At 62.2% G+C, this 24,810-nt stretch carries 24 protein-coding genes and 1 tRNA gene; 12 read left to right on the top strand and 13 right to left on the bottom strand.

The annotated features are described in order from the left end of the window. Positions 1-17: 17 nt before the first annotated feature. The 8 genes from arsB to SM764_RS06665 form a co-directional block, all read right to left on the bottom strand. The gene (gene arsB / locus SM764_RS06700) at positions 18-1,034 is read right to left on the bottom strand and encodes an ACR3 family arsenite efflux transporter (protein WP_368946918.1); all 1,017 of its coding nucleotides are present in this window, start codon (positions 1,032-1,034) and stop codon (positions 18-20) included. After that, positions 1,031-2,296, bottom strand: a complete 1,266-nt coding sequence (gene arsJ, locus SM764_RS06695) for an organoarsenical effux MFS transporter ArsJ (protein ID WP_368946917.1) — start codon at positions 2,294-2,296, stop codon at positions 1,031-1,033. Before arsJ ends, arsB begins: the two co-directional genes overlap by 4 nt. Beyond that, complete coding sequence (locus SM764_RS06690) at positions 2,293-3,291, bottom strand: ArsJ-associated glyceraldehyde-3-phosphate dehydrogenase (RefSeq protein WP_368946916.1); 999 nt, start codon at positions 3,289-3,291, stop codon at positions 2,293-2,295. Before SM764_RS06690 ends, arsJ begins: the two co-directional genes overlap by 4 nt. Next, on the bottom strand, positions 3,291-4,133 hold the full coding sequence (locus tag SM764_RS06685; RefSeq protein ID WP_368946915.1) for an arsenate reductase/protein-tyrosine-phosphatase family protein: 843 nt from the start codon (positions 4,131-4,133) through the stop codon (positions 3,291-3,293). The genes SM764_RS06690 and SM764_RS06685 overlap by 1 nt, the downstream gene beginning before the upstream one ends. 127 nt (positions 4,134-4,260) lie before the next feature. Next, positions 4,261-5,172 (bottom strand): MBL fold metallo-hydrolase, encoded by a 912-nt coding sequence (locus SM764_RS06680; protein ID WP_368946914.1) that lies wholly within the window; start codon positions 5,170-5,172, stop codon positions 4,261-4,263. Positions 5,173-5,319: 147 nt separating this feature from the next. After that, positions 5,320-6,837: a tripartite tricarboxylate transporter permease gene (locus SM764_RS06675; RefSeq protein WP_369001354.1), complete on the bottom strand. Its 1,518-nt coding sequence runs from the start codon at positions 6,835-6,837 to the stop codon at positions 5,320-5,322. Position 6,838: 1 nt separating this feature from the next. Beyond that, positions 6,839-7,333, bottom strand: a complete 495-nt coding sequence (locus SM764_RS06670) for a tripartite tricarboxylate transporter TctB family protein (RefSeq protein ID WP_065270962.1) — start codon at positions 7,331-7,333, stop codon at positions 6,839-6,841. Positions 7,334-7,429: 96 nt separating this feature from the next. After that, positions 7,430-8,410, bottom strand: a complete 981-nt coding sequence (locus SM764_RS06665; protein WP_369001353.1) for a Bug family tripartite tricarboxylate transporter substrate binding protein — start codon at positions 8,408-8,410, stop codon at positions 7,430-7,432. A gap of 122 nt (positions 8,411-8,532) precedes the next feature. Here SM764_RS06665 and SM764_RS06660 point away from each other — a divergent pair, with 122 nt between their 5' ends. Genes SM764_RS06660 through SM764_RS06650 form a run of 3 tightly spaced genes read left to right on the top strand, consistent with a single transcriptional unit; the run spans position 8,533 to position 11,626 of the window. Further along, positions 8,533-9,198 (top strand): response regulator transcription factor, encoded by a 666-nt coding sequence (locus SM764_RS06660; RefSeq protein ID WP_274832371.1) that lies wholly within the window; start codon positions 8,533-8,535, stop codon positions 9,196-9,198. Beyond that, the gene (locus tag SM764_RS06655; RefSeq protein WP_274832370.1) at positions 9,195-10,610 is read left to right on the top strand and encodes a sensor histidine kinase; all 1,416 of its coding nucleotides are present in this window, start codon (positions 9,195-9,197) and stop codon (positions 10,608-10,610) included. The genes SM764_RS06660 and SM764_RS06655 overlap by 4 nt, the downstream gene beginning before the upstream one ends. Next, positions 10,580-11,626, top strand: coding sequence for an ABC transporter substrate-binding protein (locus SM764_RS06650; RefSeq protein ID WP_369001352.1), 1,047 nt, complete (start codon positions 10,580-10,582; stop codon positions 11,624-11,626). Before SM764_RS06655 ends, SM764_RS06650 begins: the two co-directional genes overlap by 31 nt. A 15-nt stretch (positions 11,627-11,641) precedes the next feature. On the opposite strand, the gene SM764_RS06645 is transcribed toward SM764_RS06650, so the two are convergent. Both SM764_RS06645 and SM764_RS06640 read right to left on the bottom strand, forming a co-directional pair. After that, positions 11,642-12,379, bottom strand: a complete 738-nt coding sequence (locus tag SM764_RS06645; RefSeq protein WP_274867357.1) for an aspartate/glutamate racemase family protein — start codon at positions 12,377-12,379, stop codon at positions 11,642-11,644. A gap of 148 nt (positions 12,380-12,527) precedes the next feature. Beyond that, positions 12,528-13,433, bottom strand: coding sequence for a LysR family transcriptional regulator (locus SM764_RS06640; RefSeq protein WP_369001350.1), 906 nt, complete (start codon positions 13,431-13,433; stop codon positions 12,528-12,530). Between the two features lie 144 nt (positions 13,434-13,577). Here SM764_RS06640 and SM764_RS06635 point away from each other — a divergent pair, with 144 nt between their 5' ends. The 5 genes from SM764_RS06635 (at position 13,578) to SM764_RS06615 (ending at position 18,920) form a co-directional block, all read left to right on the top strand. Beyond that, the gene (locus SM764_RS06635) at positions 13,578-14,819 is read left to right on the top strand and encodes an NAD(P)/FAD-dependent oxidoreductase (RefSeq protein WP_369001349.1); all 1,242 of its coding nucleotides are present in this window, start codon (positions 13,578-13,580) and stop codon (positions 14,817-14,819) included. A 54-nt stretch (positions 14,820-14,873) separates the two neighbouring features. After that, entirely contained in the window at positions 14,874-15,854 is a 981-nt protein-coding gene (locus SM764_RS06630) for a TRAP transporter substrate-binding protein (protein ID WP_368946906.1), read from the top strand. An 81-nt stretch (positions 15,855-15,935) separates the two neighbouring features. Further along, a complete protein-coding gene (locus SM764_RS06625; protein ID WP_368946905.1) occupies positions 15,936-16,649 on the top strand; it encodes a TRAP transporter small permease in 714 nt (237 codons plus the stop codon). Then, a complete protein-coding gene (locus SM764_RS06620) occupies positions 16,646-17,959 on the top strand; it encodes a TRAP transporter large permease (RefSeq protein ID WP_065270971.1) in 1,314 nt (437 codons plus the stop codon). The genes SM764_RS06625 and SM764_RS06620 overlap by 4 nt, the downstream gene beginning before the upstream one ends. A 16-nt stretch (positions 17,960-17,975) precedes the next feature. After that, positions 17,976-18,920, top strand: coding sequence for a hypothetical protein (locus tag SM764_RS06615; protein WP_369001348.1), 945 nt, complete (start codon positions 17,976-17,978; stop codon positions 18,918-18,920). Between the two features lie 14 nt (positions 18,921-18,934). Here SM764_RS06615 and SM764_RS06610 read toward each other — a convergent pair whose 3' ends face one another. From SM764_RS06610 to SM764_RS06600, 3 genes are all read right to left on the bottom strand, one after another. After that, positions 18,935-19,729, bottom strand: coding sequence for a lysozyme family protein (locus SM764_RS06610; RefSeq protein WP_369001347.1), 795 nt, complete (start codon positions 19,727-19,729; stop codon positions 18,935-18,937). Positions 19,730-19,858: 129 nt separating this feature from the next. Then, positions 19,859-20,356 carry a GNAT family N-acetyltransferase gene (locus SM764_RS06605; RefSeq protein ID WP_369001346.1) on the bottom strand — a complete coding sequence of 166 codons (498 nt, stop codon included), beginning with the start codon at positions 20,354-20,356 and terminating at the stop codon, positions 19,859-19,861. 143 nt (positions 20,357-20,499) lie between these two features. Next, positions 20,500-20,589 (bottom strand) — tRNA-Ser (locus SM764_RS06600). Positions 20,590-20,837: 248 nt separating this feature from the next. On the opposite strand from SM764_RS06600, the gene SM764_RS06595 reads away from it, so the two are divergent. From SM764_RS06595 to SM764_RS06580, 4 genes are all read left to right on the top strand, one after another. Further along, positions 20,838-21,755, top strand: coding sequence for an SPOR domain-containing protein (locus SM764_RS06595; protein ID WP_369001345.1), 918 nt, complete (start codon positions 20,838-20,840; stop codon positions 21,753-21,755). 111 nt (positions 21,756-21,866) lie between these two features. Then, on the top strand, positions 21,867-22,997 hold the full coding sequence (locus SM764_RS06590) for a D-alanyl-D-alanine carboxypeptidase family protein (RefSeq protein WP_065273536.1): 1,131 nt from the start codon (positions 21,867-21,869) through the stop codon (positions 22,995-22,997). Beyond that, a complete protein-coding gene (gene tmk / locus SM764_RS06585; RefSeq protein WP_274828198.1) occupies positions 22,994-23,647 on the top strand; it encodes a dTMP kinase in 654 nt (217 codons plus the stop codon). The genes SM764_RS06590 and tmk overlap by 4 nt, the downstream gene beginning before the upstream one ends. Then, entirely contained in the window at positions 23,644-24,762 is a 1,119-nt protein-coding gene (locus tag SM764_RS06580) for a DNA polymerase III subunit delta' (protein ID WP_368946862.1), read from the top strand. The genes tmk and SM764_RS06580 overlap by 4 nt, the downstream gene beginning before the upstream one ends. Positions 24,763-24,810 lie beyond the last annotated feature (48 nt).

Genomic DNA, 24,810 nt, shown 5'->3' with positions numbered 1-24,810 from the left:
ATAGTCCCTCTGTGCCCTCACCCGTTGCCGGGAAACCGGCTGCGGGTCCGGTTGGCAAAGGCCACCAGCGACAGCATCACCGGCACCTCGACCAGCACACCGACCACGGTGGCCAGCGCGGCGCCGGAATTCAGCCCGAACAGCGAGATCGCAACCGCGACGGCCAGCTCAAAGAAATTCGAGGTGCCGATCAGCGCGCAAGGCGCGGCGATCCGATGCGGCACCTTCAGCGCGAAGGCCGCGCCATAGGCTAGCGCGAAGATCCCGTAGGACTGGATCAGAATGGGCACCGCGATCAAGGCGATAACCTCGGGCCGGTCCAGGATCACCTGCCCCTGCAGGCCGAACAGGATCGTCACCGTCGCGATCAACCCGATCACCGACCAGGGTTTAACGTGGGCTTGAAAGCCCTCAATCCGCGCCACACTGCCCAGCCGCTTGCGCGTCCAGATCCCGGCCAATAGCGGCAGCAGCACAAAGAGGATCACCGACAGGACCAACGTTTCCCAGGGCACCTCGATATCGGTGACACCCAGCAGGAAGGCCACGATGGGGGCAAAGGCAAAGACCATCACCACATCATTCAGCGACACCTGCAGCAGGGTGTAATTCTCATCCCCGCGCGTCAGCTGCGACCAGACAAAGACCATAGCCGTGCAGGGCGCCGCGCCCAGAAGGATCAGACCGGCAATGTACTGTTGCGCATCCTCGGGCGATACCAGATCGGCAAAGACGCCTTCGAAGAACAACAGCCCCAACAGCGCCATGGTGAAGGGTTTGATCAACCAGTTGACCACCAGCGTGATGCCCAAGCCCCGCGGCTGTTTGAAGGCATCCTTCACCGCGGCCGGATCGACGCCGACCATCATCGGATAGACCATCGCCCAGATCAGCACGGCAACCACCAGATTGACCCGCGCCAGTTCCGCCGCCGCGATCATCTGCACCAACGCCGGTGCGATATTGCCGATGACGATGCCTGCCACCATGGCCAGCGCGACCCAGACGCTCAGATATCTTTCAAAGATGCTCATGGCGTGACCTCCGCGCCTTCAACGTGCAGCTTGCCCGCGGCAAGCGCCGACAGCGCCACCATAAGGGCCGCCGTCCCCAGAACAAGCGCGAGCCCGCCAACCTGATAGGTCAGCCCGGACAGAAGCGTACCAGTCAGGCGACCGCCCGCATTTGCCATGTAATAAAAACCCACATCCATCGTGACCCGCTCGGCCTTGGTGAAGGCCAGGATCAGGTAGGAATGCAGCGAAGAGTTCACCGCGAACAGCGCGCCAAAGGCCAGAAGGCCAAGGACAAGAACCGCCGTCAGCCAGGGCTGCGGCGCCGGCGACATCCAGACCGCAAGGGTCAGCGCCGCTGGCACGGTAAAAAGCGCCAGCGCCCAGCCGCGCGCGGCGCGGATCAAGGCGCCCTCGGGCCGTTTGGCTGCGCCCAGCAGCCACGGTGCAGCGGCCTGCACCGCACCATAGAGGATGATCCAGACTGCCGTGAATGTGCCGATCATGAAAAAGGCCGCGCGGTTGCCCGCTTCGGATCCATCCGACAGCACCGCGTAGAAATAAATCGGGATGCCCACCACGAACCAGACATCGCGCGCGCCGAACAGGAACACCCGCGCCGCCGACAGCCAGTTCACATTGGCGGATTTCGAGAACACCTCGGAAAACTTCGCGCCCTTGCGCCCGGTCGGCAGCCCCGGCGGCATCAGCATCACGATGGCGGCAAAGACCAGCGCCAGAACCATGGCCATAGCAATGATCGACCAGCTAAACCCAAGCGTCGCCAGCAGGGCCGCGCCCAGCAAAAAGCCCAGGCCCTTTACCGCGTTCTTGGATCCGGTCAGCACCGCCACCCAGCGAAACAGTCCGCCGTTTGCGGATGGCGCCAGCAGTTTCACCGCCGATTTCGACGACATCTTGGCCAGATCCTTGGCCACGCCGGAAATGCCTTGCACGCACATCACGAAGACGACCGAGGCACCAATGGCCCAGTCCGGATCAAGCTGCGTCAGCGCGCCCAGCGCCACGATCTGCAATCCCAGCCCGGCATAAAGCGTCGCCGCCAACCCGAACCGCGCCGCGATCCAGCCCGCCGAAAGGTTGGTCACCATCCCGGCGATTTCATAAAGGACAAAGAGATAGGCCAGCTGTACCGGAGAGAACCCCAGCGTGTGAAAATGCAAGAGGACCAGCATCCGCAGCGCCCCATCGGTGAGCATGAAGGCCCAATAGGCCGCCGTCACCGCTACATAGGCCGACAGACCCTCGGGGCGATGGTTCACAGTGAGGCTCCGACCATCAGGGCCACATCGACAAGCCGCCAAGCGTAGCCCATTTCATTGTCATACCAGGCATAAACTTTCACCTGGGTGCCATTGACCACCATGGTCGAGGGCGCATCCACGATCGAAGAGCGCTGATCATTGGTGTAATCGGTCGAGACCAGCGGGCGGGTCTCATAGCCAAGGATGCCCTCCAGCTCCCCTTCGGCGGCGGCCTTGAACAGAGCGTTGACCTCTTCGGCGGTGGTTTCACGCTCCACCTCGAAAACACAGTCGGTGAGCGAGGCATTCAGCAGCGGTACCCGCACCGCATGGCCATTCAGGCGCCCGGTAAGCTCCGGATAGATCAGCGTGATTGCCGTGGCGCTGCCGGTGGTTGTCGGGATCAGCGAATTCAGCGCCGAGCGCGCCCGGCGTAGATCCTTGGCGGGGCGGTCGACGATAGTCTGGGTATTGGTGACATCGTGGATGGTGGTGATGGAGCCGTGCCGGATACCCAGATTTTCGTGGATCACCTTGACCACAGGCGCCAGGCAATTGGTGGTGCAACTGGCAGCCGTCACGATGCTGTGGCGCGCCGGATCATAGGTGCCCTCATTGACGCCATAGACGATATTGGCCGTATCGCCATCCTTGACCGGGGCGGAGACCACGACCTTTTTCACGCCCGCGTCGAAATAGGGGGCAAGCTTGGCCTCTGTCTTGAACACACCGGTGCAGTCGATGACCACATCCACGCCGTCGAGCGGCAGTTTGGACAGATCGGAGGTGCCGACGAAGGGAAGACGCATGTCATTGATCGTCACGCTGTCTGCATCATGGGAAAACTCCGCATCCCAGCGCCCATGCACCGTGTCGAACTCCAGAAGATGTGCGTGCATTTCCGGATCACCCACCGCGTCGTTAATCCAGGCGATTTGCGCGCCCTGCTCCAGCAGCGGTTTCAGAGCAAGTTTTCCGATCCGGCCAAGGCCGTTCACAGCATATGTGGTCATTAGGTGTCTTCCTGTGCTTGGCTGGCGATATCATCCACCGCGTGTTGCAGGGCGATGCGGTCCAGTGTTTCGATGGGCAGCGCCGTAAAGGCCTCGATCCGGCGTTTCAGCGCGCCATAGGCCTGATGAAAGGCGAGGCTTTTTTCGGCATCGGTGCCCTCGGCCTTGACCGGGTCCGGCATGCCCCAGTGGCCACTGATCGGCTGACCGTCCCAGGCAGGGCATTCCTCGTTGGCGGCCTGATTGCAGACGGTAAAGACGAAATCCATCTGCGGCGCACCGGGACCTGTAAACTCAGCCGTGTTCTTGGCCCGCAGATGCGCGGTGTCGTGCCCCTTGGATTGCAGCACCTCCACCGCGAAGGGATTCAGATCTGACTGGGGGCGGGTTCCGGCGGAGTAGACGTTGAAGCGATCCGACGCGCGATCGCGCAGGATGCTTTCGGCAAAAATCGAGCGGGCGGAATTTCCGGTGCAAATGAATAGCACGTTGTATTTGCGCGCGGTCATGGCGGGGTGTCCTGTTTGGGGGGAAGTGGCGGTGGGCAGGCAAAGGTCCGGACGCCCACGGCAACAATCGAGCATCAGATAGTCAAAGGTCTGTTGCACCGCTGACATATCGACAGTGTAGAGCAGCGAGGTCCCGACCCGTTCCTGCGTCACCAACCCCGCCTGCATCAGCGCAGACAGATAGGCGGAGAGGGTGCTGGCCTTCAGATCCAGCGCCCCGGCGATTTCACCTGCGGGCATCCGGTCCGGATAGCGCCGCATCAGCAGCCGGAAAATGGCCAGTCGCTGTGGATGACCAAGCGTGGTCAGGCGGGAGGGAATCTCTTTTTCCATACTTCATGAATATAGGAAATAAAGAGCTCATGACAGTGAAGATTTTGTAACAGCCTTATGACAGGGGCCGAAACAAAAACCGCCCCCGGGATGGAGGCGGCTACAGGTTACAGAACGGCCAGCGGGGTTATTCCCACTCCATCTCCTCATAGACCGTCTGCGCATTGCGCCCGGCCAGGCTGTCGAATTGCTCAAGCCCGGCAAAAGCAGACTGATCAACCCCGGGCGCGTCCATGATGTCACCGCCCTCTTCGATCAGGGCACCGATCTGGGAGCGCAGGTTCACAAGGTATTCGTAGGTGTCAGCGCGGGCCTGTTCCAGCGTGGTGGCATGGCCATGGCCGGGAACCACATGGGTCGGCTCATAGGCCGCCATCGCCTCAAAGGTCTCGATCCAGCTTTTGGCGTTGGACTGCGGCCCGACGCCTAGGATCCGCTCCACATAAACAATATCCCCGGTGAACATCACGTCACGATCTTCCAGCCAGACAAAACTGTCGCCCAGCGTATGGGCCTGCCCGTGATGGGTGATCTGGAAGGTCAGACCGCCGACAGCGAGATCATGACCGGCGTCAAAGGTCACATCGGCATAGCGCGGCTCGGTACCTGCCAGCTCATCGCCCAAAAGCTGCGAAAGCATGGTCATCTGCATGGATTGGCGGTCCTTGTGATCCGCCACGGCAGCCTCGGATGCGATCACCGTCGCGCCCTGCGCCTGCCAGTAGCCGTTGCCCAGCCAGCGGTGATCCTGCCCGCCCGTGTCGATCACATAGGTCACCGGCTGGTCGGTGATCTGATCGATGGTGGCGTCAATCATCTCGGCGCCTTTCCAGGAGCCGCCGGGATCCATCAGCACCACCCCTTCGGAGGTCACCACCACGCCGAAGGTGGCATTGTTGCCAAGGTTCTCAGTGTTGCGTTGGCTTTTCGGACCAACCAGCGCCCAGACATCATCGGCAACCTTCTGCACCTCCAGCACATCCGCGAAGGCGGCCAGCGGCAGGGCTGACAGAACAAGGGTCAAGGTAAGTGATTTCATGTGCAGCCCTCCCGGCATCTGCGCGCGTTCCCGAAAGACCCTGCCAGAGTGGGCGAGCGTCAGACAGAGGACCATCCGACGCAGACAAAAAGACTGGCCCGGGATATCCGCCCGGGCCAGTGTTTAGTGCCAATTCAGCTCCAGTCTTCAGTCGCCATCGGACACACCGGCCTGCCGCAGCCGAGCGCGGCGCGCGCGAAAGCTGGGCAACAGCACCAAAAGCCCCGCCAGCACCAGCAGCGCCAGCGTCATCGGCCGGTCCAGCAGGAACCCCATTCCATCATAGAGCTGCATCGCGCGGGCAAAGTTGTCTTCCAGCATCGAGCCAAGGATGAAGCCGATCAGCAACGGCGCCAGCGGATAGTCGGCGAACCTCAGCACAGTGGCGCAGATGCCAAGCCCGACAAGGATCAGCAATTCGGTTGCGTTGTTCTGCCCGATGTAGGCCCCCATCAGGGTGAAGAACAGGATGAAGGGGATCAGGTAGTTGCGCGGCACCGCCAGCACCTTGGCGATGTAAGGGATCAGCGGCAGGTTCAGCACCAGCAGCACAAGATTGCCCACATACATAGAGATGATCACCGCCCAGAAGATCTGCGGCTCGTCGATCATCAGACGCGGCCCGGGCGAGACGTTGAGCGCGATGAGCGCACCCAAGAGGATCGCCGTGGTGCCCGATCCGGGAATGCCCAGCGTCAGCAGCGGCACGAAGGATCCGGTGCAGGCCGCGTTATTGGCGCTTTCCGGCGCCGCCAGCCCTTTGACCGAGCCTTTGCCGAATTGTTCCTGCTCCTCCTTGGGCGCAATGTTGCGCTCCACCGCATAGCCCAGGAACGAGGCGATGGTGGCCCCTGCCCCCGGCAACACCCCGATCAGGAAGCCCTGGATCGACTGGCGGCCAATCACCGGCGCAATCGCGCGCGCTTCGTCCCGCGTGATGCGCAGGTCCTTGATCTCGCTGCTGCCGCCCTCCGTCTTGGACCGGCTGGGATCCAGCACCAGATACAGCGCCTCGGGCAAGGCGAACATCGCCATGGCAAGGGTGATAAAACCAAAGCCGGACTGCAGATCCATGATCCCCATGGTGAAACGCGGCATGTTGAACAGCGCGCCCTCGCCCACGGTGGCCATGATCAGCCCCAGCAACGTCATCAGCAGCGCCTTCACCACTTGACCGGTTCCCGCAAAGGCCGCGATGGCCGACAGCCCCACCACCATCAGCGCAAAATATTCCGCCGAATGGAACAAGAGCGCCACGGTCGCCAGCGCGGGCGCAAAGATCATCAACAGAACCGCGCCGATGCTGCCGCCACAGAAGGACGAAATGGCTGCAACCGTCAGCGCCTTGCCCGCCTTCCCCTGCCGCGCCAGCGGATAGCCATCAAACGAGGTCGCCACGGTCGAAGCAACCCCCGGCGCATTGATCAGGATCGACGAGGTCGAGCCACCAAAAATCGCTCCATAATACACCCCGGCCAGCAGGATCAGCGCCGCGGAAGGGTCGCCGATGGTGATCGCCACCGGGATCATGATCGAGATGATGCTCATCGGGCCAAGGCCCGGAAGCATGCCGATGAATGTGCCAATCAGACAGCCGCCGATCACCATCATCAGGTTCGTCAGGGAAAAGGCGCTGGAAAGGCCAATCATGATACCTTCGAACATATCAGCCTCCCACGCCAAAGAAGATCGGCCAGGGGCTGAGGAAGATCCCCAGAACCTCTTGCACCAGATACCAGACGCCGCCCGCCGCAAGCGCCGCGATGGGCAGCAGGACGTGCAGCTTGCGCTCACCCAGGATCACCGCGCCAAGGGTCAGGAAGCCCACCGTGGAGATCAGGAACCCTGCCGGGCGCAGCAAGAGCGCATAGGCCACCATCAGGGCCAGAAGCGCCAGCGCCTGCCCCAGTTTATAATCGCCAAGCCGTCGGTGATCGATGTCGCCAACCTTGGGGCCGCTGTCGCCCTTTTGCGGGCTCAACACAATGATCAGGGCGCAGATTGCCGCCAGCACCGACAGGACCTTGGGAAAGGTGCTGGGCCAGATGGCATTGAATTTCATGAAGGGCGGAAGGCCTGCGTCCATGGTGAAATAGGCCGCATAGCCATAGGTGAGGCTGATCAGCAGGATGACCAGCGCGATCCATCGATCAAGCGCCATGCTCTCCTCCGGGTACGTCTTGGAAAATGGGATGGCGTCGCCTGCCGGGCAGATCTATCGATGCCCGACAGGCGACGCCGGTTTGGAAACACGGGATCAGAGGAACCCGAGTTCCTGCATCAGCGATTTGATGACCTCTTCCTGTCCTTCCAGGAACTTTTCGAAGTCTTCGCCGCTGTTGTGGATGTTGACCCAGCCGTTGCGGGCCCGCACCTCTTCCCATTCGGGCGTGTCGTACATCTTGGCGATGGCTGCCTGATAGGCCGCCTTGCGCTCTTCCGGCAGGCCGGGGGCACCGAAGAAGCCGCGCCAGTTGACAAAGCTCGCGTCTATGCCCTGCTCCTTCATGGTCATGGCATCGGCATAGGCCGGAACGCGGTCATCTGCGGTGACGCCGATGATTTTCACCTCGCCTGCGTTGGCCAGATCGATGGCCTCGGAGAACCCGGTGGAAAGCGCCTTGATCTCGCCCGACAGCAGCGCCGCCATGGCCATACCGCCCGCGTCATAGGGGATGTATTTGACCTCAGTCGGGTTCTCGCCCGCAGCCTTCATCACCATGGCCGCGACCAGGTGGTCCATGCCGCCCGGAACCGAGCCACCGCCGATGGCAGTGCCGCGCGGGTCAGCCTTGTAGGCCGCGATCAGGTCGGACATGGAATTAATCGGGCTGTCCTTGCCGACCACGATGGCCGCATAATCACCGATGGTGCCCGCGACCATGGTCAGATCCCGGAAGTTGTGCGGAAAGACCCCGGTCAGGGACCGGATCACGATGGGGGTGGAATTCACCATAAGGGTGCCGTGGTTGCTGTCGGCGTTCTCGATCAGATAGCCGATGGCCTTGCCGCCGCCACCGCCCGACATGTTCTCGAACGATGCCGTGCCCACAAGACCTGCCTTGGTCAGCGCCTCGCCGGTGCCGCGCGCGGTGCCGTCCCAGCCACCGCCGGCGCCGCCGGGAATCAGGAAATGGATGCTGTCGACGGCCATGTCTTCGGCCATCGCGGGTGCGCCAAGGGCGAGGGTCGCGGTCGCCGCAGCCATCAGGGCCCGTCGGGTCAGGGTAAATGTCATGTGTTGTCCTCCCATTTGACAATTGGCGGCCAAGCCGCTCATGACTGAATGAAGAACACGCAAAGCTGACACGGACCTGTCACAGACCTGTCAGCATGCGCCGGATCAAGGACAGGGATGGGATGCGATTTCTGCTGGTTGAGGACAACATGAGCCTGGCAGCTGCGGTCTGTGACCGGTTGCGGATGGATGGCCATGTTGTCGACCATGCGCCAGGCGCCCGGGACGCCGAGGCATTTTCCGCAACCACGGATTACGATCTGATTTTGTTGGATATTATGTTGCCGGACGGGGATGGCCGCAGTTTCCTGAAAGCCCATCGCGCCCGCGAGGGAAAGACCCCGGTGATCGTGCTGACTGCGCGATCAGAAGTGTCGGACCGGGTCGGCGTGCTGGACCTTGGCGCTGACGATTACATCACCAAACCCTTTGATTTTTCCGAGTTGGAAGCCCGCTGCCGTGCGGTTCTGCGGCGTCAGGGCGGCAACAGTTCCAACCAGCAGCGATTCGCGAATCTGGTCTTTGATCCGCTGGCCGGCACGCTTGTGGTGGCCGGAACCCCGGTGCCGCTGCGCAACAAGGAACTGCGGCTGCTAGAAATCTTCCTGAGCGCCCCAGACCGCATTTATTCCAAGGCAAAACTGGTGGATCGGTTGTTTTCCTACGACGAGGAAGTGTCGGAGAACGCCATCGAGGTCTACGTGGGTCGGCTGCGCAAGCGCCTTGCCGGATCCGGCGCAGCCATCGTAACCGTGCGCGGGCTGGGCTACCGGATGTCGCTGGCATGACCCCGCCGCAGCCCCCCGCACCCCAGCCCCCTCCCCTGCGCACCAGCGGATCGCTGCGGCGCAGGTTGATCCTGCAGGTGGTGATGAGCGCGGCGTGTCTGGCCACGATCCTGTTTTTCACCGTTCTTGTCTTTACGCGCGACGTGTCTCAGCGCACCCATGACAGCATCCTGCTCGCCTCGGCGACATCGATCATGGATTCGGTACGGGTACAATCCGGCGCCGTCACCCTTGACATTCCCTATGCGGCGCTTTCGATGCTGGGCAATGTCAGCGATGACAGGGTGTTCTACAGTGTGCGTCAGGATGGCCAGCTGCTGACCGGATACGAAGACCTGCCGCAGACCGCCCAGCGCCCTGCCCCGGGAGATCCCGCCTTTGATACCGAAAGCTACCGCGGCAGCAGCCTGCGCATGGTGGCGCTGGTCCGGCGCCTGTCCCTGAATAACGGACCGGTTGATGTGGTCATCACCGTGGCTCAGACCCGCGAAGGACAGGCGGCCGAGCTGGGGCGGCTGACCCGCTGGGCCATGTTGATGGGCGGCGGTTTTTTCCTGATTTCCGCCCTGCTTGGTGTCTGGGCCGCACAATCCAGCATCCAGCCGCTGCACGCGCTCAGTGCCGTTGTCTCGCGCCGCGGCCCAAAGGATCTGCGCCCGGTCCGCCATGCGGTGCCCAGCGAAATGCTGCCACTGGTGCAATCACTGAACCGGTTCATTGAACGCCTGCGGGTCTCCCTCGCGCGATCCGAAGACTTCATCGCCGAGGCCGCGCACCGGGTCCGCACGCCGCTGGCCACGGTCCGGGCACAGGCCGAAATCACCCTGCGCCGAGTGGACAAGGCAGAAAACCGGGCCTCCTTGCGTGAGATGATCCGCGCCATCGACGAAAGCTCCCGCGCGGCGGGGCAGCTTTTGGATCATGCCATGGTGACCTTCCGCACCGACAGTCTGGAACGCAAGGAGGTGGCCCTTGATACGCTGACCCATGATCTCGTCGATCGGCTGCGGCCCGTGGCGGATCTGAAGGATATCGACCTGCAGTTTGCCTGCGACGGGGTTGCGCCGCTCTGGGGCGATGCCATTCTGATCCAGAACGCAGTGCGCAATATTCTGGATAACGCCATCAAATACGCCCCTTCGGAAACCAATGTTGAGGTCACGGTGCGGCAGGGACCGCTGGACGCCATCGTCTCGGTCCAAGATCAGGCAGGTGGATTTCCCGAAGACACAGACACAGCCGCCCTGACCGAACGGTTTGTGCGCGGCAGCAATGCCGCCGGGACAATCGGCTCCGGCCTCGGGCTGACCATTGCCCGCGAAGTTGCCGAAGCCCATGGTGGTAAGCTGATCATCGCCCCTTCAGATACAGGAGCCGGAGCATGCGTTTCCTTGTCTTTTCCCTTGCGCTGATGGTGTCGGCCCTGGGGCTGGCCTTGCCCGCATCCAGTTTTGAAGTAGAGGAATTCCGCCGTTTTGGCCCCGAGGGCGCCCCGGCGCTGCGGGTATTGTCCACCACGGACATGGATGTTCTGGCGCCGCTGGTCGAGAGTTTTCTTGCGGACAGGCCGGGCACCGCCATCGAATACACCACCGTCAGCAGCGCTGTTTTGATGGAGGTGGTGACCACGGGTTCGGGCCCGCAGGCGCGGTTTGATATCGCCGTCTCTTCTGCCATGGACCTGCAGACCAAACTGGCCAACGATGGCTATACCCGGCGCCACAGGTCTGCCGCGACCGACGTCATGCCGGACTGGGCGAACTGGCGCGATCATGTCTTTGCCTTTTCGCAGGAGCCTGCATCCCTGCTGTTGTCGCGCGCCGCCTTTACCGGGCTGGAACTGCCCCGGACCCGACAGGATCTGATCCGCCTTCTACGACAGAACCCCGATCGCTTCCGAGGCCGTCTCGGCACCTATGACATCGCCACCAGCGGCCTTGGTTATCTGTTTGCCACCCAGGATGCGCGGACCTCGGATTCTTACTGGCGCCTGATGGAGATCTTTGGCGGGCTAGAGGTGCGGCTGTACTGCTGTTCGGGGCAGATGATCCGCGATGTCGCGCGCGGAGATCTCGCCATCGCCTATAATGTGCTGGGCAGTTACGCGCTGGCGCGCACGGACCTGACAGACAGTATCGTGATCATCGATCCGCAGGATTACACCAACATGATGCTGCGCACTGCCGTAATCCTGGAAAATGCCCAGCAACCGGATCTGGCCGGAGCCTTTGTCGATCATTTGTTGCAGGCAGCCTGGGGTTCTGATCCCGATCCCGGCTACCCGTTTCACCGCTACCCTGTCGAAACCAGCGATCACAGCGCGCCCCTGCGGCCGATCCAGCTGGGGCCGGGGCTGCTGGTGTTCCTGGATCGACTGAAGCGGGCGCGGTTCCTGAACGAATGGCACAGCGCCGTCAGTCAGAAATAGCCTGTGTGCGCCGCGTCACATCCAGCGCGGATCATCCACCTCTAGCGGGAAATGCCGCGGCAGCAACCCGGCCTGGAACCAGTTGATGAAACTGTAAATGGAATAAACCGGCACCCCGGTGACCTTGCGCAGGTCCCGCGCATAGGGAACCATATTGGTGCATTCCAGCACGATGGCACCAACGTCCGGATAGCTTTGCATCATGCCAAGACCCGCATCGATCATGTCGAGACGACAGGCCGCGAAGTCGATTGTCGGCTTGTCCCCCAGAAAATCGCGGGTCATGCAGCGCCCGCCATCGGTTCCCACCACCGGCGTGTCCGGCGGCGCCCCCGCAGCGGCCAGATGCTCCGGGCCCAGCGCCTCTTCGGAGATCGTCAGAACGCCACAGCGTTTCCCGGCGGGCAGCAGGCTTTGCACCATCGGCACCTGCATCAATGAGGATGTAGCCACCGGCACGCCAAGCGCCGATTTCACCTCCTCCTGTATCAGCGACAGGAAACCGCAAGTGGTGGTGATACCATCGCAGCCCGTGCGGATCAGGTCATGCCCCGCCTCGATAAAGCGCTCGGCCAGGTCGGATGGGTCATTGCGCACCACCCGGTCGGGACTGGCGCCTTCGACAACACGATACTGCACCGGAAAATCCCAGGTCAGCGCATTTCCGACATCGCCATGCACCCGTGGAAACTGCGTTTCCAGCATCAGGATCCCAACGGTCGCTCCGTAAACCGTCTTGCCACCGCGCTCCATATCCGTGCCCTCCCGCTTTGCGTTCTCAAACAGCCATAAATCGTAAAATTACCATAAATTCACGCGATAGCAGGCCCTCAAGTCAACAGATAAGCGTCGTTGAGATAACCCGTTGTGGCCTCTTCGATGCAGGTATGACCGCGCGGGGTCAATCTGACACGGCCAGGGTATAGGGCACCAGCGCGGTTTTCAGCCGGTCCAGAAATTCCTGACCGATCGCCGAAAGCGGTCGTGCGCTTGAGGTGATGACGGCCATTTCCATCAGGATTGCGGGCTTAAACCGGCGCGAGACAAAGCCGCCGTCCCGGTCGAATTCCAGCACGAAGGGATCAATGATGGCAACGCCCATGCCTTCTTTGACGAAACTCAGCAGGTTCTTGAACAGATGCGCATGGACCCGCGCCCGCAGCGGCACCCCCGCCTGCAGAAACGCTTCACGGGTGCGGCGGTGGGTCATGTGATCCGGCCCCATCACGATAAACGGTTCGCCCTCCAGCAATTCTGGCGTGATTACCTCGTGCCGGGCCAGTGGGCTGGCCTCCGGCATGGCGATGCGACATTCCACGGTGACCGGATGCACATCCAGCGCATCATACAGAAGCGGCATTTCGCAGATGCCGATCTCGAACAGGCCCGACAGCACCCATTCCTGTATCTTGGACGAATATTGCGACTGGAAGGAAATCGACAGATCCGGCCGGTCACGGGCGAATTCGGCGATTAGCCGCGGCATGAAACCAAAGGACATCGAATGCTGCGAGGCAACCTGCAGTTGGCCGACCTGCTTGTTCTGCAAATCGATCACCGCCTGGGTCACATGATCAAAGCCCCGCACCACGGTATCGATTTCCCGGAACAGCAGCGTTGCCTCGGGCGTGGCGGTCAGCCGCCCCTTGACCCGTTCGAACAGTTTGATCCCGGTCTGCCGCTCCAGTTGGCTCAGCAGATTGGAGATGCCCGGCTGCGAAATCCCAAGGGTCGCCGCCGCGCCGGTGACGGTTCCGGTTTCCATCACTGCATGAAAAGCCTGCATCTGTCGGAATCTGAGGTTCATATCACAAGCATATCATTTTTCCTGATACCCCTGCCAGATAATAGTATTTGAAATGATATAATTCCCTATGCATGGTTGGCCAAAACCAGCAGAGACGATGACAGAAATCATGACCACCTACAGTTTCGCAGAACGGTCCCCCGCATGAGCGCGCCTCAGACCATCGTGATCGGCGCGGGCATTGTCGGCGCCGCCACCGCCATCTGGCTGCGCCGCGCGGGCCATGAGGTAACGCTAATCGACAAGGGCGAGCCGGGCATGGGCGCGTCCTATGGCAACGGCTGCATTCTGGCCAGCTGCGCCATTGTGCCGGTCACCACGCCCGGGCTGCTGCCTAAGGGGCCGAAATACCTGATGGACCCCAATTTCCCGCTGTTCATGCGCTGGTCCTACGCACCGAAACTGGTGCCCTGGCTGGTGAAATACCTGTCGCATGCCAACGATGGCGACACCCGCCGCATCGCCAAGGGGCTGACCCATGTCATCGGCGACAGCGTCGAACAGCATCAGGCCCTGACCCGTGGCACCCCCGCGGCCAAATGGGTGCAGGAAAGCGACTATTGCTTTGCCTATGAAAACCGCGCGGCCTTTGACGCGGATAAATACGTCTGGGATCTGCGCCGCGAGGCCGGGTTCGTGCCCGAGCTGATCGAAGGCGCCGAAGTACAGGAACGGGAACCGATCCTTGCGCCCGAGATGAAGTTGCTCGCGGTGATGAAAAATCACGGCTTTATCCTCAACCCCGGCAAATATGTTCAGGATCTGGTGAAGTTGCTGCAAGAGATGGGCGGACGCTTCGTACAGGCCGAGGTTAAGGATTTTGACCTGTCCGGTGGGCGCATCAGCGCCGTGGACACCGACAAGGGCCGCTTTGAATGCCGCGAGGCGGTGCTGGCCACCGGCGTCTGGTCCAAGCCACTGATGCAGAAACTGGGACTCAACGTGCCGCTGGAGGCAGAGCGCGGCTATCACATCGTCTTCAAGGGGCCCAGCCAGACCCCCAACAATCCGATGATGCTTGCCTCGGGGAAATTCGTTGCGACCGCGATGGATCAGGGGCTACGCTGCGCGGGTGTGGTGGAGTTCGGCGGCCTCAGCGAAGAAAAATCCAAGGCACCGCTGGCGCTCTTGCGCCGCAAGGTGAAGGAATGTTTCCCGCAGATGGTCGCGGAGAGCGAGGAAGAATGGCTAGGCTATCGCCCGGCGCCCTCGGACAGCCTGCCGCTGATCGGCGAGGTCGGCAGCACCGGCGTCTATGCCGCCTTTGGCCATCACCACGTGGGCCTGACCGGCGGCGCCAAGACCGGCCGCATGGTCGCCGATATGATCGCAGGCCAGCCCAGCAATATCGACCTGCGCCCCTATGAACCGGACCGGTTCGCCTGAGGCGCCAAAATCATAAGAACCATAAAAAAGACCAACCAAAACAGGGAGATCACAATGATCGCTAATTTCACAAAGACCGTCGCATATTCCGTCTCTGCCCTAGCCCTGTCGGCTGCGGCAGCCGCAGCGGAAAAATGGGATATGCCCATGGCCTATGCCGCCACCAACTTCCATTCGGAAATGGGCGTCGTATTTGCCGACAAGGTCCGCGACTATACCGGCGGTGAGATCGACATCACCGTGCATCCGGGCGGCTCGCTGTTCAAAGGCGGCGAGATCAAGCGCGCCGTGCAGACCGGGCAGGCCCCCATCGGCGAACGCTTCATGTCCGCCCATGCCAACGAGGCGCCGCTTCTGGGCTGGGACAACCTGCCCTTTGTCGCCACCACATACGCCGACAACGAAAAGCTGTGGGCCGCCGCCAAGGACAAGGTGAACGCCCAGCTGTCCGATCTCAACCTGGTGGCGCTTTACACCTGCCCTTGGCCTGGTCAGGGCTTCTACTTTAACAAGGAAGTCGGCTCTTCGGCCGATACTCAGGGCGTGAAGTTCCGCTCCTATAACACCGCCACCGCCACCTTTGCCGAAGAACTGGGCATGATCCCGGTGCAGATCGAAGCGGCAGAGCTGTCGCAGGCGCTGGCCACCGGCGTTGCCGAGGCCTTCATCTCCTCCGGCTCCACCGGCTATGACCGCAAGGTCTGGGAGCATCTGAGCCATTACTACAAGGTCAACGCCTGGCTGCCGCGCAACTATGTCATCGTCAACAAGCAAGCCTGGGAAGGCCTTAGCGATGATATGCAAGCCGCCGTTCAGAAGGCCGCCGATGAAACCGGTGCCGCCTGCGCCGCCAAGTCCGAGGAACTGGCAAACTGGTATTTCGACCAGCTGAGCGCCAATGGCATGACAGTCACCGACGCTAGCCCCGAGTTCCTGGGCGAGCTAAAGGCAATCGGCGCCAAGATGACCGAAGAATGGCTGGCCTCGGTCGGCGATGACGGCAAGGCCATTCTCGACGCCTATAACGGCAACTGATCCGCCCACCCGGGCGCAACGGCTCCGCCCTGCCTGGTGCGGGCGGAGCCTAATCTTTTCTGACTTTCTGGGGGTGTCAATTTGCGCGACTGGCAACCGTTTTTGGGCCTGCCGCTCTGGCTGTGGCTGTTTGTAATTCCAACCCTTGTGGCACTGGCCTGCCTGCTGGTTCCCGGCCCCGCCGGGCGCATACTGCGCCCCCTCCAGCGGCTGGCGGACCGGATTTATCTGGGCTCTGGTGTTCTGGCGGCGGGATTCATGCTGCTGATCCTTCTGCTGATCGTGGCGCAGATGGTCGCCCGTTGGAGCAACCTAACCTTTCCCGGCTCCACCGAATACGCCGGCTATGCCATGGCCGCGACCTCCTTTCTGGCGCTGGCCCACGCATTGACGCGCGGCGCCCATATCCGGGTGTCGATCTTACTTAATATCAGCCCCCGGATCGGTCTGGTTCTCGATGCGGTGGCGATGTGGATCGCCGCCATCACCGCGACATACTTCGCCCGCTACGCGATCAAGACCAACATCTTTTCCAAGATGCTGAATGACCGCACGCAGGGGCAGGATTTCGTGCCGGAGTGGCTGTTGTCCTTTTTCGCCATGTTCGCCACCGCCCCCAGCAAATGGGGAGAGCTTTGGGCCAAGACCGGGTCCGAATGGGTCTACACCCCGGTTTGGCTGCCGCAGCTGCCGATGTCGATTGGCACCGTCCTTCTGGCGCTCGCCTTGTGGGACTACCTGTGCCGCCTGCTGATCACCCGCCGGTCCAGCATCAATTCGGAGGCCGTGGAATGAGCGAGATCTACACCACCATCATTTTTCTCTTCGTGCTGTTTGCCCTGCTTGGCAGCTCGGTCTGGATTGGCCTTGCGCTGATGGGCGTGGCATGGGTCGGGATGGAGTTGTTCACCACCCGCCCCGCAGGCGACGCGATGATCACCACGATCTGGACCGGCGCCTCCAGCTGGACGCTGACAGCGCTGCCGCTGTTCATCTGGATGGGCGAGATCCTTTACCGCACCCGCCTGTCCGAGGATATGTTCCGCGGCCTGGCGCCCTGGATGCGCTGGCTGCCGGGTGGTTTGCTGCACACCAATATCGCCGGCTGCACCATCTTTGCGGCTGTCTCCGGCTCCTCCGCCGCGACGCTGACCACCGTGGGCAAGATGTCGATCCCCGAGCTGCGCAAACGTGGATACCCTGAGTTCATGATCATCGGCACCCTCGCAGGTGCGGCAACGCTGGGCCTGATGATCCCGCCTTCACTGACGCTGATCGTCTATGGCGTGTCGATCAATGAATCGATCACCAAGCTGTTCATGGCAGGGATCTTTCCGGGTCTGGTACTGGCCGGTTTGTTTATGGCTTACATCGTCGGCTGGCATTTTTTCTACAAAGGCGAACGCCCACAGGAAGAGCCGAAAATGACCCTTGGGCAGATGCTGGCCGAAAGCCGGTTCCTGATCCCGGTGCTGCTGCTGGTCGCAGTTGTCATCGGGTCGATGTATCTGGGCTATGCCACCGCGACCGAAGCCGCCGCGGTCGGTGTCCTTGGTTCGATGACGCTGGCATTGGCGCAGGGCTCGCTGACCTGGAACACCTTCTCGGCCTCGCTGATGGGTGCGACACGCACCTCGGCGATGATCGCACTGATCCTGATGGGCGCCTCCTTCCTGTCGCTGGCCATGGGGTTCACTGGACTGCCGCGGGCACTGGCTGGCTGGATCGATCAGATGAACCTGTCGCCCCTGGTGCTGATCATTGCATTGACACTGTTCTACGTGGTGCTGGGGATGTTCCTCGATGGTATTTCCTCGGTCGTGCTGACCATGGCCATTGTCGAGCCGATGATCCGCCAGGCCGGGATCGACGTGATCTGGTTCGGCATCTTCATCGTCGTGGTGGTGGAAATGGCGCAGGTGACACCGCCCATCGGCTTCAACCTTTTCGTGTTGCAAGGCATGACCCGGCACGAGATCTCCTACATCTCGAAGACTGCCATTCCCATGGTCGGCCTGATGCTGGTGATGGTGGTGATCCTTGTCGCCTGGCCCGAGCTGGCCACCTGGCTGCCGGAGAACATCCGCAGCACGCCGTCCGGCTAAGGGGCGGGCTGAGGGCATGCTGAATGCGCTTGCCTTTGTGGCCCGGCACGGCCGGGCCGCTTTGGTTCTGGGCCTTGTGGCAGGGCTTTTCCTGCCGGATCTGGCTCGGCTCCTGCGCCCTTGGCTGCCGCAGATGGTGGCGGGACTGTTGTTCCTGACCGCCTTCCGCATCGGTCCCCGCGCCGCCCTTGGTGGCCTCTCCGAAGGGATGTCATCGCTGCGGGCGGTACTGGTTCTGCAACTGATGCTACCTCTGGCGGCGCTGCTGCTCCTTTGGCTCGCCGGTCTCGCCGGAACGCCCGCGGCAATTGCGCTGGTTCTGATGCTGAGCGCCCCGTCAGTCACCGGCGCCCCCAATATCACCCTTCTGCTGGGGCACGCGCCAGAGCCTGCCTTTCGCGTTCTGGTGCTGGGCACGGCGCTGATGCCGCTGACGGTGATCCCGGTCTTCCTGCTGGTGCCCGATCTTGGCGGGCTGGAAGCTGTCCTCTGGGCCACACTGCGGCTCATCGGCACTATCGCTCTCACGGTCATTACCGCTTTTGCCCTACGCCACCTGATCCGCCCCGATCTGCGTCAGGAGCAGGTGCAGGCGCTCGACGGGGTGACGACCCTGGCGCTGGCGGTGATTGTGGTGGGGTTGATGGCGGCGCTGGGACCTGCGCTGCGACAGGATCCCCTGCTGGTCGCCAAATGGATGGCCTTCGCACTGGCCGCCAATTTCGGCATGCAGCTGCTGACCTATGCCGTGCTGCGCCGCCGGGGCCACGAAGCGGTTGCCGCACCCTATGCCGTGGTCGCGGGCAACCGCAATTTTGCACTGTTCCTGATCGCTCTACCTGCAGGAACCACCGATCCGTTGTTGATCTTTCTCGGCTGTTATCAGGTGCCGATGTATCTGACTGCTGTCGTGATGCACCGCGTCTACGCTGGGTCGCACCCGCCTAGACCGGCCGGGTAACCTACGTCCCGCTGTCAGCCCGGGAAAAGCTGCGCCATTTCCTTGTCGAACTTGGCCCAGCTCAGCACCGCCTTGTTGCCCGCCAGACCATGATAGTAGGATTTCCCGCTGGAGGTCGGCAGACCGGCCCAGATCTTGGCCAGATTGTTCATGAAGTCATGGCGGCTCATATCCCCCGCCATGGTCGCGCTCAGCCCCGCCTCTTCCAGCAGCTGGTGCGCCAGCCGGTCCTGAAGCTGTGGCGAGAACCGGTCCGAGCGGCTCGCCCCCACATGCTTCACCAGCCGTTTCAGGGTGGCCGGGATGAACTGATAGCGGCCGATGGCGTGCTGCTGGCCGGGGGTATCGTCGATCCATTTGTAAATTTCGCCGACGGTCATTTGCGTCGGCAGTTTGGGCGGGCGAATCGTCGCCGCGTATTGCACCGCATCATATTGCGCCTTCCCCGCCTCGGCGCTGGCAATCAGCTGCATCAGCTTGCTTGCTGCACCGCCGCCAATGCCGATGCTGCTGCGGCGGGGCAGATCCCGGAACATGCTGTTGCCGCTGCGCCCCCGGAACAGACTGGCCAGATTGGCCTGCACCGCTTCCATTTCCGCCTCCAGATCGGGCTGCGCCCGTGTATCTGGCGCATTGCGCTGAATGATCTCGGCCTTGGCGGGGATGGCCAGAACCGGGCGCCTGTCTCCCGCGCCCTTCTGAAAGAACTGTTCACTGACGATTGAGAACTGTTCGCTCGCCCCCAGACCGGAGGCCAGAAAAGAAAACGACAGGGCTGTAAACGCCAGTGCAGAATTGCGATGGGCCATGGAAACCTTCTGTTTCGAGCGACAAGCAGCCCTCATCCTGACCGGACAGAATTGATATTTCCTTTAATTGCATTCGAGAAAATAGGCGAACCGCCCCTAAAACGGACGTGCAAAGGCCACCGCCCCGGGTTAGCCCGCCTCTGACAGGACCTTCTGCATCAGCACCAGATCCAGCCATTGCCCCCATTTGCGCCCGACCTGCGGCATGCGGCCGACCTCGGCAAAGCCAAGCGAAGCATGAAAAGCGATGCCGCCGGGATTGGCGCCACTGACACCGGCCACCAGCACATGGATGCCGTCGGCGCGGGCGACATCCTCAAGCCGCGCCATCAGCCGCCGCCCCAGCCCACGCCCCTGCGCAGCCGGAGCAAGCTGTATCGAATGTTCCGCCGTGTGCCGATACCCCGGCCCGCCGCGAAACGCGCCATAGGTCGCAAATCCAACCACCTGCCCGTCGATTTCGGCCACCAGATAACGCGGACCGCGTTCCCCGATGACGTCCCGAAGTGCAGCGGGGGTCTTTTCCTCGCTGGTAAAGGTGATCAGCGTATCCCGGATCATGTCATTGGCGATCCTTGCAATCGCCTCGACATCCTCAAGGTCGGCCTGACGGATAAGCTCGGCCATCTTGTCTCCTCTGAGCTGTTCCAACCTGTTGTCGCCGCGGGTCCAGCGCCCGCAGCATCGCACCCGTGGAGCAACCATAGCAACGGACAAGATCAGCGCATATTGCGAAAGAAGATCGGGGGGTGATCGCATCATGCAATCGGTGGCGGGGAGACAGGGATTCGAACCCTGGGAACGCTCTCACGTTCAACGGTTTTCAAGACCGCCGCATTCGACCACTCTGCCACCTCCCCGGTCAGCTGGCGGTTTAGGCCGCGCCAGCACATCGTGCAAGGGAAAATCGTGCCATCTTTTTCGAACAAGGAGCTGCGCCCGATGTAAACTCACGCGAAATAATGCCAATTGCCATGCTTTTGTGCCGCCCGCTTGGGGACAGGGTTTTCATGCAAGAAGACGCAGGCTATCATTTGCAAAATCAAACGATGACCGGGAACCCGGCAAGCAGCGCATCGCCGCTTTGAGCACAGGCAAGGGAAGAACCATGACACAGGCCAGAACTCGGGCCACGCCAATCGGAAAAACCGGCGCGCGGATCTGCGCGTCTGCTTTATGTCTGCTGATGCTGACCGCCTGTGAAGACGGCGCCGGGCTGCCGTTCCTGCAGCCCAAAGCCTCTGCGACCGACACAGCGCCGACATCCGCCAGCAGCACCAAACTGGTGGAGCGCGACGTGGAATCGCCGGATGTGTTTCAGGTGACCGAGGCCGGGCTTTGGGACGGGCGTCCCTCCCTTGGCGGTGTCTGGGTGGCCCACCCCGATGCGCAGGATCCGGAACGGGTCATCATCCGCAACAGCGCCAATGGAAAATTCGTGATCGGTGCCCTGTTCCGCCGCGAGCGTGAAATTCCCGGACCGCGCATTCAGGCCTCCTCGGATGCGGCAGCGGCTCTGGGCATGCTGGCAGGCGCCCCGGTCGAACTGAACGTCACCGCCCTGCGCCGCGAGACAGCACCGGAAGAGGTCGCTGCAGAACCGGCGGAGGATGCCGCAGATACCACGGCACAGAGCGAGGCACTGACGCCCGATGCGGTAGCAGAGGCACCGCTGGACCCGATCGCCGGGGCTGCTGCTGCCATTGATGCGTCGGCTCCAGACGCGAGCACGGCGGCTGCACCTGCAAAACCACAGCCCACGCCCGCGACGCCAAAAACACGCGTTTCGCCGCTTGAAAAACCTTACATCCAGATCGGCATCTTCAGCGTCGAGGCAAACGCCAATCGCACAGCAGGTCAGATGCGCAATGCAGGCATGATCCCGATCGTTTATGAGCAATCTTCCAACGGCAAACCCTTCTGGCGCGTTGTCGTCGGACCGGCACAGACCAAGAGCGAGCGCAGCCAGCTGCTGAAAAGCGTCAAACAGGCTGGCTTCTCGGATGCCTACGCGGTGACCAATTGACCTGCATGACGCCCCCAGCCACGCGTCGCCTGCACACAGACCAACAAGGATGACACACCGGTGATCGATCTTGTCAAATCCGCACTGAAACTGACCGCCTGCGCCGGGTTTATGCTGAGCATTGCCTCTGTTCCGGCCTCGGCCTTTGATACAAAGGCCCGCGCCGCCTTCGTGCTAGATCAAAGCACCGATACGGTTCTGCTTTCGAAGAATGCCGAGGTACCTTTGCCCCCGGCCTCCATGTCCAAGCTGATGACGCTTTATGTGGCCTTTGAAGCCCTGCGCGATGGGCGGCTGACGCTGGATGAACAGCTGCCGGTCAGCGAACACGCGATGAGCTATGGCGGCTCCACCATGTTCCTGGACACAACCGACCGTGTCCGGGTCGAGGATCTTCTGCGCGGCATCATCGTGCTGTCAGGCAACGACGCCTGCGCAGTGATCGCCGAGGCCCTGAGCCCGGACGGAACCGAGGCCGGTTTCGCCCGTTACATGACCAAGCGCGCGCGCGAACTGGGCATGGCCAATGCCACCTTTGCCAATTCCAACGGTTGGCCCGCCGCCGGGCATCGCATGTCGATGCAGGATCTGGGCATTCTTGCCCAGCATCTGATCGAAGATTTTCCGCAGTATTACCCGCTGTTTTCGGAAAAAACCTTTGAATTCGATGGACGCGCGCCGTCGAACACCCGCAACCGCAATCCGCTGCTGACGTTGGGCATTGGCGCCGACGGTCTGAAAACCGGCCACACGAGTGAGGCGGGCTATGGCCTTGTTGGATCGGCCAAACAGGGCGACCGGCGGGTGATCTTCGTGATCACGGGGCTGGCCAGCACCAAGGCGCGTGCAGAGGAGGCAGAGGCCCTCGTTAACTGGTCGTTTCGCCAATTTACCAAGAAAACCATCGCCAAAGCTGACACCCCTGTCGCCGAAGCCGAAGTATGGCGCGGCGCGGCACGATCGGTAGGCCTGGTGCCGGCCGAAGATCTGGAAATCCTGGTACCCGCCCTGACCGGCAGTGAGATCAACGCCGAGGTGGTCTACACCGGCCCCATCGACGCGCCGGTCCGCAAGGGCGACAAACTGGCCGAGCTGGTCTTCCAGCCCGATGAGTTGCCCGAGGTGCGCTTGCCGCTGGTGGCAGCGAATGACGTGCCCGCAGGTGGCTTTCCGGTGCGGGTCAAGACCGCCGCGCAGGTTCTGATCAAACGCTTTCTGAACGGCCCCGAGGACGCGCTGTGACACCCGGTCCCGAACGCGGATTGTTCATCACCTTCGAAGGCATCGACGGGTCCGGAAAATCCACCCAGTGTCGGCTGCTGGCCGAGACGCTTCAGGCGGCAGGGCGCGAGGTGGTGCTAACTCGCGAGCCCGGCGGCTCCCCCGGGGCCGAAGAGATCCGGCGGCTGGTGCTGGAGGGCGATCCCGACAAATGGTCGGCGGAGACCGAAATCCTGTTGTTCACAGCCGCGCGCCGGGATCATCTGGAGCGCACCATCGAACCGGCGCTCGCCGCTGGCAAGGTGGTGATCTGCGATCGGTTTGCCGACAGCACCCGCATGTATCAGGGCCTGTCGCGCGGCGATCTGCGCGCTACGGTGGACCAGCTGCATGACCTGATGATCGGCCGTGAACCGGATCTGACCATCCTGATCGACATGGACCCGGCCACCGGCCTCTCGCGCGCCAAGGGGCGTCAGGGCACCGAAGAACGGTTCGAGGATTTCGGCCTGTCCTTGCAGGAAAAGATGCGCGCCGGGTTTCTGGCACTGGCGCAGGAATTCCCCGACCGGTTCCGCGTTCTGGACGGCGACCGTGCTCTGGATACGGTCGCGCAGGACGTTCTGTCGCAGGCGCTGGCGGCCCTTTCCCCCGAAGGACACCCGGTATGAGCGCGCAGGACGAGCTGCCGCGGGCAGATCAGGCCGCAGGCGCGCCACACCCGCGGGAAACCCCACAGATATTCGGCCAGAACAAGGCAGAGCAGGATTTTCTTACCGCCTTCAACTCGGACCGGTTGCATCACGGCTGGCTGTTGACCGGGCCGCAGGGCATTGGCAAGGCGACGTTGGCCTGGCGCATCGCGCGGTTTCTTCTGGCGACGCCCCCGGCCGAGGACGGGCTGTTCGGCGCGCCGCCGCCAGCGACCACGCTCGACATCGACCCGGATCACCCGGTATCGCACCGGATCCACGCTCTGGCTGAACCGGGGTTGGCCGCGATCACCCGCAGCTATAACGACAAGGGAAAACTGCGCGATCAGATCGTTGTCGATGATATCCGCGCACTGAACCGGTTCTTCGGCCTGTCTGCCACCGATGGCGGGCGCCGCGTAGTGATCGTGGATGCCGCCGATGACATGAACCCCAGCGCCGCCAACGCCCTCTTGAAGATGCTGGAAGAGCCGCCCGCGCGGACCACCATGTTCCTCATTTCACATCAGCCCTCGCGCCTGTTGCCGACGATCCGCTCGCGCTGCCGCACGCTGCGCCTTGGCCCCCTGTCGGCAGAGGATATGCAGGCCGCCCTCAGTCAATCCGGGGCCGAGCTGCCAGAGAACGCCGATCATCTTGCGGCGCTGGCCGCCGGATCGGTCGGCGCGGCGCTGCGTCTTCTGAACCTTGGTGGTCTGAAGACATACGCCGAACTTGTACAGATCCTCGATTCTCTGCCCCGTCTGGACCGTCAGCGCGCCATGGCGCTGGCCGAAACCGCGGCCCAGCGTGGCGGCGCGGAAAAATTTGAGCTACTGCTGACCCTGACCGAGGTCGCCATGGCCCGGCTGGCCCGTACCGGCGCCACCGGACAGCCGCCCCAGCCAGAGGCCGCACACGGTGAAACCGCCATGTTGCAGCGCCTCGCCCCTGATCCGCACAAAGGCCGGGCATGGGCCGACCTTTCTGCCGAAGCAACAGCACGCGCCCGCCACGGTCAGGCCGTGAACCTTGACCCCGCCGCGCTAGTCCTAGATACGGTTTTCAAGATGCAGGAAACCGCGTCGCGCTGATCCCGACTCGTCCGGGCTGGTCTGGGCAGGTCCGGAGCTGCGGCGCAC

This window comes from Pseudophaeobacter sp. 1A16562 (assembly GCF_041008785.1).
Taxonomy (GTDB): domain Bacteria; phylum Pseudomonadota; class Alphaproteobacteria; order Rhodobacterales; family Rhodobacteraceae; genus Phycobacter; species Phycobacter gallaeciensis_A.
The sequence above is the reverse complement of the archived record's forward strand: the minus strand, read 5'-3'. Positions and strand labels throughout refer to the sequence as shown.

Excerpts from the sequence above, each read along its gene's own strand:
- SM764_RS06680 (WP_368946914.1), bottom strand. The coding sequence starts at position 5,172 with ATGAAATCACTTACCTTGACCCTTGTTCTGTCAGCCCTGCCGCTGGCC.
- SM764_RS06660 (WP_274832371.1), top strand. The coding sequence starts at position 8,533 with ATGCGATTTCTGCTGGTTGAGGACAACATGAGCCTGGCAGCTGCGGTC.
- SM764_RS06620 (WP_065270971.1), top strand. The coding sequence starts at position 16,646 with ATGAGCGAGATCTACACCACCATCATTTTTCTCTTCGTGCTGTTTGCC.
- SM764_RS06670 (WP_065270962.1), bottom strand. The coding sequence starts at position 7,333 with ATGGCGCTTGATCGATGGATCGCGCTGGTCATCCTGCTGATCAGCCTC.
- SM764_RS06610 (WP_369001347.1), bottom strand. The coding sequence starts at position 19,729 with ATGGCCCATCGCAATTCTGCACTGGCGTTTACAGCCCTGTCGTTTTCT.
- SM764_RS06645 (WP_274867357.1), bottom strand. The coding sequence starts at position 12,379 with ATGGAGCGCGGTGGCAAGACGGTTTACGGAGCGACCGTTGGGATCCTG.
- SM764_RS06580 (WP_368946862.1), top strand. The coding sequence starts at position 23,644 with ATGAGCGCGCAGGACGAGCTGCCGCGGGCAGATCAGGCCGCAGGCGCG.
- SM764_RS06665 (WP_369001353.1), bottom strand. The coding sequence starts at position 8,410 with ATGACATTTACCCTGACCCGACGGGCCCTGATGGCTGCGGCGACCGCG.
- SM764_RS06615 (WP_369001348.1), top strand. The coding sequence starts at position 17,976 with ATGCTGAATGCGCTTGCCTTTGTGGCCCGGCACGGCCGGGCCGCTTTG.
- arsB (WP_368946918.1), bottom strand. The coding sequence starts at position 1,034 with ATGAGCATCTTTGAAAGATATCTGAGCGTCTGGGTCGCGCTGGCCATG.
- SM764_RS06650 (WP_369001352.1), top strand. The coding sequence starts at position 10,580 with ATGCGTTTCCTTGTCTTTTCCCTTGCGCTGATGGTGTCGGCCCTGGGG.
- SM764_RS06630 (WP_368946906.1), top strand. The coding sequence starts at position 14,874 with ATGATCGCTAATTTCACAAAGACCGTCGCATATTCCGTCTCTGCCCTA.
- SM764_RS06595 (WP_369001345.1), top strand. The coding sequence starts at position 20,838 with ATGACACAGGCCAGAACTCGGGCCACGCCAATCGGAAAAACCGGCGCG.
- SM764_RS06685 (WP_368946915.1), bottom strand. The coding sequence starts at position 4,133 with ATGGAAAAAGAGATTCCCTCCCGCCTGACCACGCTTGGTCATCCACAG.
- SM764_RS06590 (WP_065273536.1), top strand. The coding sequence starts at position 21,867 with ATGCTGAGCATTGCCTCTGTTCCGGCCTCGGCCTTTGATACAAAGGCC.
- SM764_RS06605 (WP_369001346.1), bottom strand. The coding sequence starts at position 20,356 with ATGGCCGAGCTTATCCGTCAGGCCGACCTTGAGGATGTCGAGGCGATT.
- SM764_RS06655 (WP_274832370.1), top strand. The coding sequence starts at position 9,195 with ATGACCCCGCCGCAGCCCCCCGCACCCCAGCCCCCTCCCCTGCGCACC.
- SM764_RS06640 (WP_369001350.1), bottom strand. The coding sequence starts at position 13,433 with ATGAACCTCAGATTCCGACAGATGCAGGCTTTTCATGCAGTGATGGAA.
- SM764_RS06635 (WP_369001349.1), top strand. The coding sequence starts at position 13,578 with ATGAGCGCGCCTCAGACCATCGTGATCGGCGCGGGCATTGTCGGCGCC.
- SM764_RS06690 (WP_368946916.1), bottom strand. The coding sequence starts at position 3,291 with ATGACCACATATGCTGTGAACGGCCTTGGCCGGATCGGAAAACTTGCT.
- SM764_RS06675 (WP_369001354.1), bottom strand. The coding sequence starts at position 6,837 with ATGTTCGAAGGTATCATGATTGGCCTTTCCAGCGCCTTTTCCCTGACG.